Origin of the sequence: Mesorhizobium sp. M0478 (assembly GCF_040321305.1) — a bacterium.
Lineage (GTDB): Bacteria > Pseudomonadota > Alphaproteobacteria > Rhizobiales > Rhizobiaceae > Mesorhizobium.
This window is the reverse complement of record NZ_JAMYRH010000013.1, coordinates 152,534-166,983: the sequence shown is the minus strand read 5'-3', so window position 1 is coordinate 166,983 and position 14,450 is coordinate 152,534. Positions and strand designations below refer to the sequence as shown.

Below are 14,450 nucleotides of genomic sequence, written 5' to 3'. Positions count from 1 at the left end.
CTCAGACGCCATAGCGCTCGGTGCGGATGATTTCCGCTGATATACCGGCGTCGATCAGCGCCTGGGCAGCCGCCGAGACGAAGGCGTTCGACCCGCAGACGAAGGCGAGCGCCGGCGGCCGCGGCAGCCGCGTGAGCGCCTGCATGACCATTGCCGTGTCGATGCGCCTCGAATAGTCGGACGGGCGCCGTACGGCCTCGCGCGTCAGCGTCAGCACCAGCTCGAACCCGTCGCGGCGGTCACCGAGACCGATCAGCTCGTCGCGGAAGATCACCTCGTCCCAGACCCGCACCGAAAACATCAGCGCCACCGGCACCGCCGATTTGCGCAAGGTTCGATGCCGCACCATCGCCATCAGCGGCACCACGCCGGAGCCGCCGCCGACCAGAAGCAGCGGCCCGCCATCCCCATCGGACCAGACGAAATGGCCGCCGAGCGGCCCGCGCAGTTCGATCTCGTCACCGACCGCGGCGATGTCGTGGAAGAAGGGCGAGACTTCACCGTCGTCGAGCTTCTCGATCGCCAGCTCGATCGTGGCGCCGCTCTCCGGCGCCGAGGCGATGGAATAGGAGCGGCGCGCCTGGTAGCCGTCAGGCGCCGTCAGCCTGACGTCGACATGCTGTCCGGCGCGATAGGCGAATGGCCGTGACAGCGCGAAAAAGAAACTGGTGACGCGTGGCGTCCGCTTTTCGATCCGGGTGATTTTCGCCGTCTGCCAGGGAGATTGCGGCGCTTCGCTCATGGATCGCCGCTATAGCGCTGCTCGCGCCACGGGTCGCCATAGATGTGATAGCCGCGCAATTCCCAGAAGCCCGGCTCGTCGCGCTCGGTGAACTGCAGCCCGTTCAGCCATTTAGCCGATTTCCAGAAATAGAGATGCGGCACCAGGAGCCGCGCCGGGCCGCCATGGTCGGCAGTGATTGGCTTGCCTTCATAAAGCAGCGCCACCATCGCCTTCCCCGCGGTGAGATCCTTGGCCGGCACGTTGGTGGTATAGCCGTCATAGCCATGCGCCAGCAGGAAGCCGGTCGGCGCTTCGATGCCTGCATCGGCAAGGATGTCGTCGACCAGCACGCCTTGCCAGGCGGTATCGAACTTGGTCCAGGCGGTAACGCAATGGATGTCGCGCGTCATCTTGGTCAAGGGCAGCGCGTTGAACTCGGCCCAGTTCCATTTCTTGATCCGGCGCGGCCCGTGCTTGAGCGTGAACGACCAGTCCTCGGTGCGCACGCGCGGCGTCGGCCCCGCCGACAGCACCGGAAAGCCCTGTTCGAGATACTGACCGGGCGGAATGCGCGCATCGGTCTCCGTCGGAGGCTTTCGACCGGAGGAAAAACCGCGAGTGACCATCGGACTGTCCGTTTTTAGCAGGCCATTGCCGGCCTGCCGTAATGTTCTCGAAGATGTCGCGGCGGGCAACAGGAATTTTGGCGGGGCCGTGCGGCAGGCCTGCCGATCGTTCAGCGAGCCCGCCGCATCATGACTCAACCGGCGGCGAAGGGTACGGCGACGAAGATTTGCGCGTCGCCCCGGTCGACCAAAAGCAGCACCGACTTCCGGCCCGATCTGCCGGCCTCGGCGATCGCCTGGTTGGCTTGCCGCGCATCCCGCACGGGCGACCGGTCGACGGCGACGATGACGTCGCCCGGCTGCAGGCCGGCATTGGCAGCTGCCTTGTCCGGATTGACGCGCTCGACCACGGCGCCACGCTGGTTCCAATCCCAATGTCGTCAGAGGCCTCCGGTGCGCCTGAGATAGGCTGTGGCGATCTCGCGCATCCGGTTGCCGTCGAAGCTCGGCCCATGGCCGCCATGGCCGAGGCGAACAGGCAGGTCAAGGAGCCGCTGCATGGTACGGCGATAATCAGGCCGGGAGGAATCCGGCAGGTCGTCGATCAGCGTGGAATCGTAGATGGCGTCGCCGGCAAAGAACAGGCCGTCTGCCTCGTCGAACAAAGCGATCGAATCCGGCGAATGTCCGGGCAGATGCAGGACGCGGAACTGCCGGTCGCCGAGGTCGACGATGTCGCCCTCGTCCAGCGTGCGCGTCAGCGGCGCCGGCGGAATCTTGTAGTCGGCCGCCGTCCAGCCCGGCGCCGGCAATTTCGAAACGGCGCCGTCGAGATTACAAAACATGTAGGCGTAGGTCACCTGATCGTTCATGGTCTCGAAATGCTCGGCACTGTGCCGCGGCCCGGCGCGCAGCGGAAACTCGTGCAGCGAGCCGACATGGTCGAGATGGATGTGGGTGGCGACAACGATGAGCGGCTTGCCCTCGGGCGTGTCGATCTCAGGCGCCAGCGGGCAGATGCCCATGCCGGTGTCGACCAGCAGGTCGGCGTCGCGTCCCCTGAAATGCCAGATGTTGGCGCGCACGAAATCATGCACGAACGGCTCGGTCAGCATCGTCGTGCGGTCGTCGATGATCGTCTTGCCGAACCAGTCGCCGACAACGCGCTCGCCACCAAAACGGGTGCCGCCAAAACGGCCGCCCATCAGACGAAGGGCTTTCCCACCTTGTATTTTTCCGGCACCAGCCGCTTCAGGTAAGCCATGCCCGCTTCCGACAGCTGGTTGACATCGGGCTTCATGAAATCGTCGGGCATATGGCGCGTCTTGCCGGCGACGTTCTTCAGCGGCACCTTCTTCAGCAAGGTTTTCGTGCCGTCATATTGCAGCGCCACCGAGCCACCGCCTTCGCCGGCAACGGCAACCGCGAAGGCGCCGGCGTCGAAAGCCTCCTGCGCGTCGACGGCACTGATCGAGCCGACATAGCCGCGCGGCATGTAGCCAAGCGCATCGACGCGGGCGCGCTTGCCCGGCAGGCCTTCGGCGAGCGCACGTTCCAGAGCTGACGGCAGGTCGCTGCCCGACAGTTTGACGTTGCCATGCGCGTCGCGCTCGAGCTTGTCCGGCGGCACCAGGCTTTCGACCAGCGCCTTGCCGTCGGCGGTGCTGACACCTTCGGAGACGGCGACGATGCAGCGCTTGTGGCGGTCGAGCGTGGCGCGCACGTCGTCGATGAAACCGGCGGCGGAGAATGGCCGTTCCGGCACGTAGACCAGATGCGGGCCGCTGTCGGGATCGAGCTGCCAGGCTGCAGCCGCCGCGGTGAGGAAGCCGGCATGCCGGCCCATGACGATGCCGACATAGATGCCGGGCAATGCGCGGAAATCGAGATCGACGGACAGGAAGGCGCCGGCGACGAATTCGGCCGCCGAGATGAAGCCCGGCGTGTGGTCGTTTTCCTCGAGGTCGTTGTCGATGGTTTTTGGCGCATGGACGAAAGCGATGCTGCCGCCGGCGGCGTCGGTCAGGATCTGCTGCGTGCCCGACGTGTCGTTGCCACCGATGTAGATGAAAGCGTCGGCGCCGGCCTTCTTCAACCCGTTGAGGATGACTTCGCAATAGGCAGCGTCGGGCTTGTCGCGTGTCGAGCCGAGCGCGGCACTCGGCGTGCCGGCGATCAGCCGCAGCCGGTCCTCGGGGATGGCGGAGAGGTCGACATAGTTGCCGTCACGAATGCCGCGCACGCCGTGGAGCGAGCCCAGCACCTTGGCGCCGGGATGGCGCTTGCGGACTTCCAGCGTGGCCCCGACAACCGTCTGGTTGATGACGGCGGTCGGGCCGCCGCCCTGTGCGATGACAAACGTTCCAGCCATGCTCGATCTCTCCCGGCGCTGTGGTTTTCAAGGCACCTTGGCCTAGCTTGCCGCATCGCGCAACGGGAGTTTCCAGCGGCGCCAAACCGCCGCACAGGATCAGACGACCACGACCGGGTTCTTCTTGGAAACGCGGCTGTAGAGGTCGATGATATCCTGGTTGATCAGGCGCACGCAGCCCGACGACATCGCCTGGCCGATGCTCGCCCATTCCGGCGAACCGTGTATGCGGTAGCCGGTGTCCTTGCCGTCCTGGTAGATGTAAAGAGCGCGTGCGCCGAGCGGGTTGGTGAGGCCACCGGGCTGGCCGTTTTGCCACTTCACCAGTTCCGGCTTGCGCTGGATCATCTCCGGCGGCGGCGTCCAGGTCGGCCATTCCTTGCCGTACTGGATGTTGGCGCGGCCGGACCAGCGGAAGCCGTCCTTGCCGATGCCGACGCCGTAGCGGATGGCGTCGCCGCCCTCCTGCACCAGATAGAGCTTTCGCTCCTGCAGATGGACGACAATGGTGCCGGGCGCCTCGCCGGTCTCGTTGACGACGATCTGGCGGCGGAACTCCGGCTTGACCTTCTGATAGGGCACCGCCGGCACTTCGAAGCCGCCATCGTTGAGCGAAGCGTACATGACATCGGGGCCGGTGACGTTCTTGTCGACGCTGATCGCCGGACGGATCGGCCGCACCGAGCCGGTGACCGTGTCATCCAGCTGGAATTGCGGCAGCTCGAGCGTCGAAGTGCTGCAGCCGGCCATGCCGAGCAGCGTCATGGCGCCGGCCCCTGACAGGACGAAGCGGCGGGAATAGAGATGTTCGGTCTCGTTTGCGTCGCCATTTGCTGGCGGCGTCACATTCTGCGGCAACTCACGCATGCACCCAAACCCTACGCTGTCGGCGGGAAACACGGTCCGGCCGGATAGCAGGCAGTTTCGCCAAACATGGTTGAAAAAGGGTGAAGGCCCAACGACCGGTCTTAAGCCTGTGCCGCCAATAGCCGCAGCGATCTGGCGAAATGGTCCGCCGTGCATTTTTGGGAGAGGGCTCTTTACATTCCTCCGCACACGAGGATTTATCCTTTTCTTTGCGCTCAAGGAGACAAAGATGTCGTTCGAAAACTGGGCCGCCTTCGCCGCCGCCTCCACCGTCCTGCTCATCATTCCGGGCCCGACCATTCTTCTGGTCGTGTCCTATGCGCTGGGCCAGGGCTGGCGCACTGCCTTGCCGATGGCCGTCGGCGTGGCGCTGGGCGACTTCACCGCCATGACCCTGTCGATGCTGGGCATCGGCGCGCTGCTGGCCGCGTCGGCGACCGTGTTCACCATTCTGAAGCTGATCGGCGCCTGCTATCTGATCTATCTCGGGGTAAAACTGTTTCGCGCCGGCGGCGCGCTCAAAGCCGAACCACGCACAGATGCCGTCTCGGCCGCCAAGATGATGGCGCACGCCTGGCTGGTCACCGCACTCAACCCGAAGAGCATCACCTTCTTCGTCGCCTTCCTGCCGCAGTTCCTCAACCGGGAAGCCGATTTCTGGACACAGATGCTGATCTTCGAAGCGACCTTCCTGGCGCTCGCCTTCGCCAATGCCTTCGGCTACGCGCTGATCGCGGCGCGCGCCCGCAACGTAGTACGCAACCCCAAGGCGATCCGCATCTTCAACCGCACCGGCGGCACGCTGCTGGTCGGCGCCGGCATCGCCACGGTGGCGATGCGCTCGGGCAATTAGGAACTGCGGAGCATCAGGGCCGATATGGCAGTAAGAGATCCATTCGGCCTAATGTTTTCGGGCGCGACCGAGGCCGGGTTTTCACCCTACAGCCAGGCCGTGCATGAATTGCAATGCTTCGTCGGCGACCCGGTCGGCTCCGTTGACCGCGCCATATCGGCGGATCCCGGTTTCGTCATGGCGCATGTCTTCAAGGGGTATCTGTTCGGCCTCGCCACCGAACGCGAGGCAACGGCGGTCGCCCAGGCATGCCATGCTGCGGCACTGCCGCTTGCCGCGACGCCGCGCGAACAGGCGCATGTGGCGGCCCTTGGCCACCTTGCCGCGGGACGCTGGCATGACGCCGCGCGCCTGCTCGAAGATATCGCCATCGACAACCCGCTCGACGCGGTGGCGTTGCAGGTCGGCCACCAGATCGACTACTTCACCGGCAATGCCCGCATGCTGCGCGACCGTATCGGCCGCGCGCTGCCGTCCTGGCAGAGCGGCATGCCAGGTTACCACGCCATTCTCGGTATGCAGGCCTTCGGTCTGGAGGAGATGGGCGACTATATCAGAGCCGAAAGTTTCGGCCGACAGGCGATCGAGATCGAGCCGCGAGACGGCTGGGCGCAGCATGCGGTCGCCCATGTCATGGAGATGCAGAGCCGGCAACGGGACGGCATCGCCTGGATGCGCGCCAACCCCGAGGCGTGGACCAAAGAAAGCTTCCTGCAGGTGCATAATTGGTGGCATCTCGCGCTGTTCCACTACGATCTCGGCGAGACCGATGAGGTGCTCAAACTCTATGACGGGCCGATCTATGGCGAGCGTTCGACGCTGGCGCTGAACATGGTCGACGCCTCCGCGATCCTGTGGCGGCTTTATCTCGGCGGTGCCGATGTCGGCGACCGCTGGGCAGCGCTCGCTGCCAACTGGGCGCCGAAGGCTGGAGCCGGCAATTACGCCTTCAACGATGCGCATGCGATGATGGCATTTGTCGGCACCGGGCTGGAAGGGCCGGCCAAGATCTTGCTCGAAGCCCAGCACGAGGCGATGCGCGGCAGCGACGACAACGCCGCCTTTACCCGGGATGTCGGCCAGCCACTGACGGAAGGCATCAAGGCATTCGGCGAGGGCAATTACAGCGAAGCGGTGCGCCTGATTCGACCGATCCGCGCCATTGCCCATCGCTTTGGCGGCAGCCACGCCCAGCGCGATGTGATTGATCTCACGCTGATCGAGGCGGCGTTGCGCGCCGGTGACCCAGCGCTTGCCCGGGCGTTGACGGCCGAGCGCGCACTGGCCCGGCCGGACAGTCCGCTTTCGGCGCTGTTTTCGCAACGCGCCGCCAATTTGTCAGAGAATTGACCCGCGGCGGATCTTGTTTTAAAAAATGGCAAGCCAGATTTTTTCGAGACCCGAAAAAATTAATGGCAATGGGAGGAATGCATGTATCTCGGCCTCGATCTCGGCACGTCGGGCGTCAAGGCGCTGTTGATCGATGCCGGGCAGAAGATCATCGGCTCCGGCCATGCTTCGCTTGACGTATCGCGGCCGCATCCCGGCTGGTCCGAACAAAACCCCACGGACTGGATCCGCGCCTGCGAGACGGCCATTGCCGAGCTGAAAGCCTCGCACCCGAAAGAGCTTGCCGCGGTCAAGGGCATCGGCCTTTCCGGCCATATGCATGGCGCCACCTTGCTCGATGCCGGCGACCAGGTGCTGCGCCCCTGCATTCTGTGGAATGATACGCGCAGCCACGCTGAGGCCGCGGCGCTCGATGCCGACCCGCGCTTTCGCCAACTCACCGGGAATATCGTCTTCCCCGGCTTCACGGCGCCGAAACTCGCCTGGGTGAAGAACAATGAGCCCTCCGTCTTCGCCAAAGTGGCGAAGGTGCTTTTGCCGAAGGATTTCCTGCGGCTGTGGCTGACCGGCGAGCATATCTCAGAAATGTCCGACTCGGCCGGCACCTCCTGGCTCGATGTCGGCAAACGGCGCTGGTCCCCCGAGTTGCTTGCGGCGACATCGCTCGACGAAAGGCAGATGCCGTCGCTGGTCGAAGGCACGGAGAAGGCCGGAGCCTTGCGCGCCGAACTGGCCGCCAGCTGGGGCATAGCATCGGGCACCCCGGTTGCCGGCGGCGCCGGCGACAATGCTGCTTCGGCCTGCGGCATGGGCACGGTCGGCGCCGGCCACGCTTTTGTGTCGCTGGGCACATCTGGCGTGCTGTTTGCCGCCAACGCTTCCTACCTGCCCAATCCGGCAAGTGCGGTCCACACCTTCTGCCATGCCCTGCCCAACACTTGGCACCAGATGGGGGTCATCCTGTCTGCGACCGACTCGCTGAACTGGCTGTCGGAGATTTCAGGCAAGAAGGCCGGCGAATTGACCGCCGAACTTGGCGATGTGCTGAAAGCGCCGAGCGGGGTGTCGTTCCTGCCCTATCTCTCGGGCGAGCGCACGCCGCACAATGATTCCGCCATTCGTGGGTCCTTCACCGGACTGGCGCATGAATCCGGCCGCGCAGTGCTGACGCAGGCCGTGCTAGAAGGCGTCGCCTTCGCCTTCCGAGACAGTCTCGAAGCCTTGAAGACGGCGGGCACGATCTTGACGCGGGTGACGGCGATCGGCGGCGGCTCGCGCTCGCGCTACTGGCTGAAGGCGATCGCCACGGCGCTGCAGGTGCCGGTGGACATTCCGGCCGACGGCGATTTCGGCGCGGCGTTTGGGGCGGCAAGGCTTGGGCTGATCGCTGCAATCGGAGCCGATCCGCTGGCGGTGTGTACGGCGCCGAGGACGGATGCGACGATCGAACCGGATGTCCCGCTTGGCGGGGCGTATGCCGATGCCTATCAGCGCTACCGGGCGCTGTATCCGGCGATCAAGGGCGCCATGGCGTGAGTGAGCGCGAGGCACCCCCCTCTGCCCTGCCGGGCATCTCCCCCGCAAGGGGGGAGATCGGCAGCGTCGGCGGGTATGCCAGTCTTGTAAGGTGGGTGATTAGCGAAGGCGTGGATGCCAGCCAATCTCCCCCCTTGCGGGGGAGATGCCCGGCAGGGCAGAGGGGGGTGTCTCGCGCCACCCTTAATCGATCACTGCGCCGACACCTTGTCGAGAAACCCGGTGACGCTCTTCAGACGGCCGTTCTCGATAACACCGATATCGGTGCCTTCGATAACCGACGGCACGCCTTCCGGCCCAAGATTCCACGAGAAGCGGATGCGGTCGCCAAACCCGTCCGGCTGGCCGTTCAGCGAGAACCGGAAGCCGGCGAAGCGCTGCTGTACACCGTCGATCAGCTTGGCTACGCCGGCATGGCCGTCGCCTTGCATCAGCGGATCGCGGTAGCTGACGTCTTCCGTGAAGGTGGCCTTGAGCAGTTCGGCGCGGCGATCCGCATCGGCCTCGTTCCAGGCGGTGATGTAGTTCTGGGCGATCGTGTTGAGGTCGGTCATGGTCTGTCTCCTTCGTTGAGTGGCTTTGACACGAGCCTTTTCACCCCGAGCGAGAGCGAAACCAATTACGCCTGAGGTAATCAGGGCGAACTATTCGAGAGAGGACAGAAATCATGAGCAGCGGATTTTTCGGCGACATCAAAGCGATCAAGTATGAGGGGCCGGATTCGATCAACCCGCTGGCCTACCGCTTCTACAATCCCGACGAGGTGGTGGCCGGCAAACGGCTGGAAGACCATCTGCGCTTCGCCGTCGCCTACTGGCATTCTTTCGCCTGGCCGGGCGGCGATCCCTTTGGCGGCCAGACCTTCGACCGGCCCTGGTTTCCCAAGGCTGGCGGCGTCGACACGATGGAACTGGCCAAACTGAAAGCCGACGTCGCCTTCGAGATGTTCTCGCTGCTCGGCGCGCCCTATTTCTGCTTCCACGACGCCGACGTGCGGCCGGAAGGCAAGGATTTCTCCGAAAGTGCCGCGCGGCTCGACGAGATCGCCGACTATTTTGCCGCCAAGATGAAGAAGACCGGCGTCAAACTGCTCTGGGGCACGGCCAACCTGTTCTCCAACCGCCGCTTCATGTCGGGCGCCGCCACCAATCCCGATCCGGATGTCTTCGCCTATGCGGCGGCGACGGTGAAAAGCTGCATCGACGTCACGAAGCGGCTGAAGGGCGAGAATTATGTACTGTGGGGCGGGCGCGAGGGCTATGAAACGCTGCTCAACACCGATCTTGCCCGCGAGCAGGAGCAGGCTGGGCGCTTCCTCAGTCTCGTCGTCGACTACAAGCACAAGATTGGCTTCAAAGGCACGATCCTGATCGAGCCGAAGCCGCAGGAGCCGACCAAGCATCAGTACGACTACGACGTTGCCACGGTCTACGGCTTCCTCAAGCGCTTCGGGCTGGAGAAGGAAGTGAAGCTGAACATCGAGCAGGGCCACGCGATTCTTGCCGGCCATTCCTTCGAGCACGAGCTGGCGCTGGCCAATGCGCTCGGCGTCTTCGGCTCGATCGACATGAACCGCAACGACTACCAGTCGGGCTGGGACACCGACCAGTTCCCCAACAATGTGCCCGAGATGGCGCTGGCCTATTACCAGGTGTTGCAGGCCGGCGGCTTCAAGACCGGCGGCACCAATTTCGACGCCAAGCTGCGCCGCCAGTCGCTCGACCCGCAGGACCTGCTGATCGGCCATATCGGCGGCATGGATTCCTGCGCACGAGGCCTCAAGGCAGCCGCCAAGATGGTCGAGGACAAGGCGCTGTCGGGTCCGCTGGCCGAGCGCTATGCCGGTTGGAACACGGCCGAGGGCAAGGCGATGCTGTCGGGCAAGCGCTCGCTGGAAGACATCGCCGAGCGCGTGGTGAAGAAGAAGATCGAGCCGCAGCCACGCTCCGGCCGCCAGGAGTTGCTGGAAAACATCGTCAACCGCTACGTCTGAGGGCGGAAAGCCGATTCGTTGTGCTCAAGGGTGGCTGGATAACATTCCGGCCGCCCCGGAATGGGGTTTGCGCAAGACCCTATCCGACGACAAGGGTTTGCCCTTTGGCGCCCCTCAATGACCTCGCTCTTGCCTTCAAACTGCCGTCACGTATCTCGTATAAGGATGCGGTTGTGGCGGGTGAAAAGGAAGGAGGCGAACCGATATGCAGCATGAACGCGAAATCGACGCCCTGCTCTCATCCGGCGAGACCGGATCGATCATCGACCGGCTGATGGCGCTGCCGCGGCCGACCGACAGCGTGAAAAACGAATGGGATCGTGCTGTCAGCAGCCGATTTGAAGTCCGTCTGGCGAGGCAGATGCGCTCGCAGATGGACGCCGGCAGCGATCGACAGAACGCAGCCTGATCTCCCTTTGTCTGTGCATGTCGTAATCCCAAAACCGCGACACACTTTTGGGCGACATGCATCAACCTCGGCGCAGCCTGACCGGGGCTTCGCCGAACGCTCTTGAAAACGCTCTGGAAAATGCCGCGGCGGACGAGAACCCCGTCCGCCCGGCAATATCCGCCATGGCGATCCGCGTGTCGACCACCAGCCGCCGCGCCGCGCCCAGCCGCAGCCTGAGATAATATGCGCCCGGCGTCTCGCCGATCGACTTGCGAAAAATGCTCTCCAATGTCCGCGCCGTCACCCCGGCGCGTTTTGCCACCGCGTCGATGGTCAGCGGCTGGTCGACATGCGATTCCATCAGCCGGATAGCCTGCGCCAGACGCGGGTCGTAGCCGTCGAGCCGGCCGAGCGAGACCAGCGGCTGCGCGTCGGTCGCGGCGCGCGCCTGGTCGTAGATGAAGACGCTGGCGACATCGAGCGCGACGGCCATGCCGAGCCGGGTGCGGATCAGATGCAGCATCAGGTCGAAGGTCGGCGACGCCCCGCCCGAGGTGAACACCGGTCCGTCGATGACGTAGCGGTCCGGACGCACGTCGACGCCGGGAAAGGCGGAGGAAAAATCCTCCATGTCTTCCCAATGGGTGGTGGCGCTGCGGCCTTCGAGGAGGCCGGCGCGCGCCACCAGCCATGTGCCGGCCTCGACGCCGCCGCAGGCGCGAGCCGCGCGGGCCGCTCGCCGTAATCCGGAAAGCAGAGCCGATGTCGCGTAATTCTGGGTGCCGAAGCCGGCGACGACGACAAGCACGTCGGTCGGCTCGGCCGCATCGAAGCGGCCCCTGACCGCCACCGGCAGGCCGCATGTGGTGACCGGCGCCTCGCCGGTGACCGAGACCAGTTTGAAATCGAACAGCGTCTCGCCTGAGATGCGGTTGGCGGCGCGCAGCGGGTCGACGGCCGACGCCACGCACATGATGGACGAGCCTGAAAAGACCAGCAGCGTCACCTTGAGCGGCGATCGCTCGGCGCGAAAGATGGTCGGTTTTTCGCTTTTGATCATGGGAGCTTCGTAAATCGCAAAACAGTTTCCGGCAAGTCGGTCATTGTTGGGGCCTGTTTCTATGGGAGGAGATGTCCATGCCGCTCGCGATGAACCGTGAGGTTTTCATTACCTGTGCCGTGACCGGGTCCGGCGGCTCGCAGGACCGCTCCCCGCATGTGCCACGCTCGCCCAAGCAGATCGCCGATTCTGCCATCGACGCGGCCAAGGCCGGTGCGGCCATCGTCCACTGCCATGTCCGCGACCCCGAGACCGGCAAGCCGCGCCGCGATGTCCATCTCTACCGCGAAGTGACGGAGCGCATCCGCGCGGCAGAAGTCGACGTGATCCTGAACCTGACCGCCGGGATGGGCGGCGACATGGTGTTCGGCTCACCGGAAGCGCCGCTGCCGCTCAATGAAAAAGGCACCGACATGGGCGGCGCCACCAACCGCATGGAACATGTGCGCCAGTGCCTGCCGGAAATCTGCACGCTGGATTGCGGCACCATGAACTTCGCCGAGGCCGATTATGTCATGACCAACACGCCCGGCATGCTGCGCGCCATGGGCGGCATGATGACCGCGCTCGGCGTCAAGCCGGAGATCGAAGCCTTCGATACCGGCCACCTCTGGTTCGCCAAGCAGCTGGTCGAAGAAAAGGTCTTGAATCCCGACGCGCTGGTGCAGCTCTGCATGGGTGTGCCGTGGGGGGCGCCGGACGACCTCAACACCTTCATGGCCATGGTTAACAACGTGCCGTCGACCTGGAACTGGTCGGCCTTCGCCATCGGCCGCAACCAGATGGCCTATGCAGCCGCTGCAGTGCTCGCCGGCGGCAATGTCCGCGTCGGTCTCGAAGACAATCTCTGGCTCGACAAGGGCGTGCTGGCCACCAATGCGCAGCTCGTCGAGCGCGCGGCCAGCATCGTTACCAATCTCGGCGCCAGGATTTTGGGGCCGGAGGAAGTGCGCAGGAAGCTCAACCTCACCAAGCGGGCGCCGATCGCAGCGGCTGCTTAAGACGGGAGCGGATCATGGCTACCGTCAAATTCACTGCGATGAAGGATGGCGACAGGCAAGACTATGAGTTCCTGACCGCCCATGAGATCGACTATGCCGCCAGGACCGGCGAGCGGCTGCTCGACGCACTGGTGCAACTCGACGAAGGCCTGTCGGGCTACAAGATCACCAGGCTCGGCCATTCGCTGCAAGCGGCGACGCGGGCCTGGCGCGACGGCGCCGACACCGACTGGATCGCCTGCGCGCTGCTGCACGACATCGGCGACATCTACGCACCGTACAATCACGACGAATACGCCGCCTCGATCCTGAAACCTTTCGTGCGCGAGCAATGCACCTGGGTGGTGGAAAAGCATGGCGACTTCCAGCGGCTCTATTACGCGCATCATCTCGGCGGCAACCGCCATGCTCGCGACCGCTTCGCCGGCCATGCCTATTTCGACGATTGCGACCAGTTTTGCGAACGCTGGGACCAGTCGAGCTTCGACCCGGACTACGACACGCTGCCGATCGAATTCTTCCGGCCCTTCGTGCTCGAAGTCTTCGCCCGCAAGGCCTACGACCCCTCCGTGATCCGCGTTGGCGAGCGCGTGCCTCTCATCGACCCTCAAACCGCCAAGACAAAAACCGGAGCCTGACCATGAGCATCATCAACAAGGCAGCCGCCATTGGCGGCGGTGTCATCGGCGCCGGTTGGGTGGCGCGGTTGCTGCTCAACGGCATCGATGTGTCGATCTTCGATCCGGACCTGGAAGCGTCGCGCAAGGTCTCGGAAGTGATGAAGGGCGCGCGCCGCGCCTACAGGCAGATGGTTCCCGGCGGCCTGCCCAAGGAAGGCAGACTGACCTTTGCCAAGACCATCGCCGAGGCGGTGGCCGATGCCGATTTCATCCAGGAGAGCGTGCCGGAGCGGCTCGACCTCAAACACCGCGTACTGGCCGAGATCGATCTCTACGCGCCGGCCAACGCCATTGTCGGCTCGTCCACCTCGGGCATCAAGCCGACCGACATGCAGGTGGCGATGAAGAAGCATCCGGAGCGTCTGGTTGTCGGACATCCCTTCAACCCGGTCTACCTGCTGCCGCTGGTCGAGATCGTCGGCGGCGAGCAGACGTTCCCCGAAGCGATCGAGGTTGCCAAGGAAATCTATGCCTCGATCGGCATGAAGCCGGTGGTGATCCGCAAGGAGATCGAGGCCTTTGTCGGCGACCGCCTGCTGGAGGCGGCCTGGCGCGAGGCGCTGTGGCTGATCAAGGACGGCATCTGCACGGTCGAGGAACTCGACGACATCATGCGCTATGGCTTCGGCCTGCGCTGGGCGCAGATGGGCATGTTCCAGGTCTACCGCGTCGCCGGCGGCGAGGCAGGCATGCGCCACTTTATGGCGCAGTTCGGGCCGTGCCTGAAATGGCCGTGGACCAAGCTGATGGACGTGCCGGAGTTCAACGACGAGCTGGTCGATCTGATCGCCACCCAGTCGGACGACCAGGCGCATGGCCTGTCGATCCGTGAGCTGGAAAAGATCCGCGACGACAATCTGGTCGCGATCATGGATGCTCTGTCGAAACAGAACAAAGGCAAGGGCTGGGGCGCCGGCGCCTTGCACAAGGACTATACCAAGCAGTTGGCCAAGCTGGCGGCGAAGAAGCCGGCCGCATCCAGGGCCGCAGAAAAGGCCAAGGCATCGAAGCCGGTGAAGAAGGCGGAAAAGCCGAAGAAAAAGAAGAAGGGCTGAGGA

15 protein-coding genes and 1 pseudogene are annotated in these 14,450 nt (G+C 64.3%); 8 read left to right on the top strand and 8 right to left on the bottom strand.

Annotated elements, in window-relative coordinates; all coding sequences use genetic code 11:
- Window position 1: 1 nt before the first annotated feature.
- From NKI64_RS26095 to NKI64_RS26070, 6 genes and pseudogenes are all read right to left on the bottom strand, one after another.
- Window positions 2-742 carry an FAD-binding oxidoreductase gene (locus NKI64_RS26095; RefSeq protein WP_023696909.1) on the bottom strand — a complete coding sequence of 247 codons (741 nt, stop codon included), beginning with the start codon at window positions 740-742 and terminating at the stop codon, window positions 2-4.
- Window positions 739-1,350: a sulfite oxidase-like oxidoreductase gene (locus NKI64_RS26090; protein WP_023696910.1), complete on the bottom strand. Its 612-nt coding sequence runs from the start codon at window positions 1,348-1,350 to the stop codon at window positions 739-741. The genes NKI64_RS26095 and NKI64_RS26090 overlap by 4 nt, the downstream gene beginning before the upstream one ends.
- Window positions 1,351-1,484: 134 nt before the next feature.
- Window positions 1,485-1,715, bottom strand: a pseudogene (locus NKI64_RS26085) (PDZ domain-containing protein); the annotation flags it as partial.
- A gap of 15 nt (window positions 1,716-1,730) precedes the next feature.
- Complete coding sequence (locus NKI64_RS26080) at window positions 1,731-2,495, bottom strand: MBL fold metallo-hydrolase (RefSeq protein ID WP_031196287.1); 765 nt, start codon at window positions 2,493-2,495, stop codon at window positions 1,731-1,733.
- Window positions 2,495-3,661, bottom strand: coding sequence for a diphosphate--fructose-6-phosphate 1-phosphotransferase (locus NKI64_RS26075; protein ID WP_023707783.1), 1,167 nt, complete (start codon window positions 3,659-3,661; stop codon window positions 2,495-2,497). Before NKI64_RS26075 ends, NKI64_RS26080 begins: the two co-directional genes overlap by 1 nt.
- 99 nt (window positions 3,662-3,760) lie before the next feature.
- Window positions 3,761-4,528, bottom strand: coding sequence for a L,D-transpeptidase (locus NKI64_RS26070; protein ID WP_023668871.1), 768 nt, complete (start codon window positions 4,526-4,528; stop codon window positions 3,761-3,763).
- A 229-nt stretch (window positions 4,529-4,757) separates the two neighbouring features.
- On the opposite strand from NKI64_RS26070, the gene NKI64_RS26065 reads away from it, so the two are divergent.
- The 3 genes from NKI64_RS26065 to xylB all read left to right on the top strand — a co-directional run bounded on the left by NKI64_RS26065 (window position 4,758) and on the right by xylB (window position 8,267).
- Window positions 4,758-5,381: a LysE family translocator gene (locus NKI64_RS26065; RefSeq protein WP_023696914.1), complete on the top strand. Its 624-nt coding sequence runs from the start codon at window positions 4,758-4,760 to the stop codon at window positions 5,379-5,381.
- 24 nt (window positions 5,382-5,405) lie between these two features.
- A complete protein-coding gene (locus NKI64_RS26060) occupies window positions 5,406-6,731 on the top strand; it encodes a tetratricopeptide repeat protein (protein WP_352670910.1) in 1,326 nt (441 codons plus the stop codon).
- An 81-nt stretch (window positions 6,732-6,812) separates the two neighbouring features.
- Window positions 6,813-8,267, top strand: coding sequence for a xylulokinase (xylB, locus tag NKI64_RS26055; protein WP_023703618.1), 1,455 nt, complete (start codon window positions 6,813-6,815; stop codon window positions 8,265-8,267).
- A gap of 191 nt (window positions 8,268-8,458) precedes the next feature.
- On the opposite strand, the gene NKI64_RS26050 is transcribed toward xylB, so the two are convergent.
- Entirely contained in the window at window positions 8,459-8,821 is a 363-nt protein-coding gene (locus NKI64_RS26050; RefSeq protein ID WP_023703617.1) for a nuclear transport factor 2 family protein, read from the bottom strand.
- A 113-nt stretch (window positions 8,822-8,934) separates the two neighbouring features.
- On the opposite strand from NKI64_RS26050, the gene xylA reads away from it, so the two are divergent.
- Window positions 8,935-10,260, top strand: a complete 1,326-nt coding sequence (gene xylA, locus NKI64_RS26045; protein WP_023703616.1) for a xylose isomerase — start codon at window positions 8,935-8,937, stop codon at window positions 10,258-10,260.
- Window positions 10,261-10,465: 205 nt separating this feature from the next.
- On the top strand, window positions 10,466-10,669 hold the full coding sequence (locus NKI64_RS26040; protein WP_023668865.1) for a hypothetical protein: 204 nt from the start codon (window positions 10,466-10,468) through the stop codon (window positions 10,667-10,669).
- Window positions 10,670-10,730: 61 nt separating this feature from the next.
- Here the strand turns inward: NKI64_RS26040 and NKI64_RS26035 are convergent, their stop codons facing one another.
- The gene (locus NKI64_RS26035; RefSeq protein WP_023736239.1) at window positions 10,731-11,711 is read right to left on the bottom strand and encodes a GlxA family transcriptional regulator; all 981 of its coding nucleotides are present in this window, start codon (window positions 11,709-11,711) and stop codon (window positions 10,731-10,733) included.
- A gap of 77 nt (window positions 11,712-11,788) precedes the next feature.
- Here NKI64_RS26035 and bcoG point away from each other — a divergent pair, with 77 nt between their 5' ends.
- The 3 genes from bcoG to NKI64_RS26020 are packed head-to-tail and all read left to right on the top strand — an operon-like array spanning window position 11,789 to window position 14,447.
- Window positions 11,789-12,712: a 3-dehydrocarnitine:acetyl-CoA trimethylamine transferase BcoG gene (gene bcoG, locus NKI64_RS26030; RefSeq protein ID WP_352670905.1), complete on the top strand. Its 924-nt coding sequence runs from the start codon at window positions 11,789-11,791 to the stop codon at window positions 12,710-12,712.
- A 14-nt stretch (window positions 12,713-12,726) separates the two neighbouring features.
- Window positions 12,727-13,350 (top strand): HD domain-containing protein, encoded by a 624-nt coding sequence (locus tag NKI64_RS26025; RefSeq protein WP_023702512.1) that lies wholly within the window; start codon window positions 12,727-12,729, stop codon window positions 13,348-13,350.
- A 2-nt stretch (window positions 13,351-13,352) separates the two neighbouring features.
- The gene (locus NKI64_RS26020) at window positions 13,353-14,447 is read left to right on the top strand and encodes a 3-hydroxyacyl-CoA dehydrogenase NAD-binding domain-containing protein (protein WP_023702511.1); all 1,095 of its coding nucleotides are present in this window, start codon (window positions 13,353-13,355) and stop codon (window positions 14,445-14,447) included.
- Window positions 14,448-14,450 lie beyond the last annotated feature (3 nt).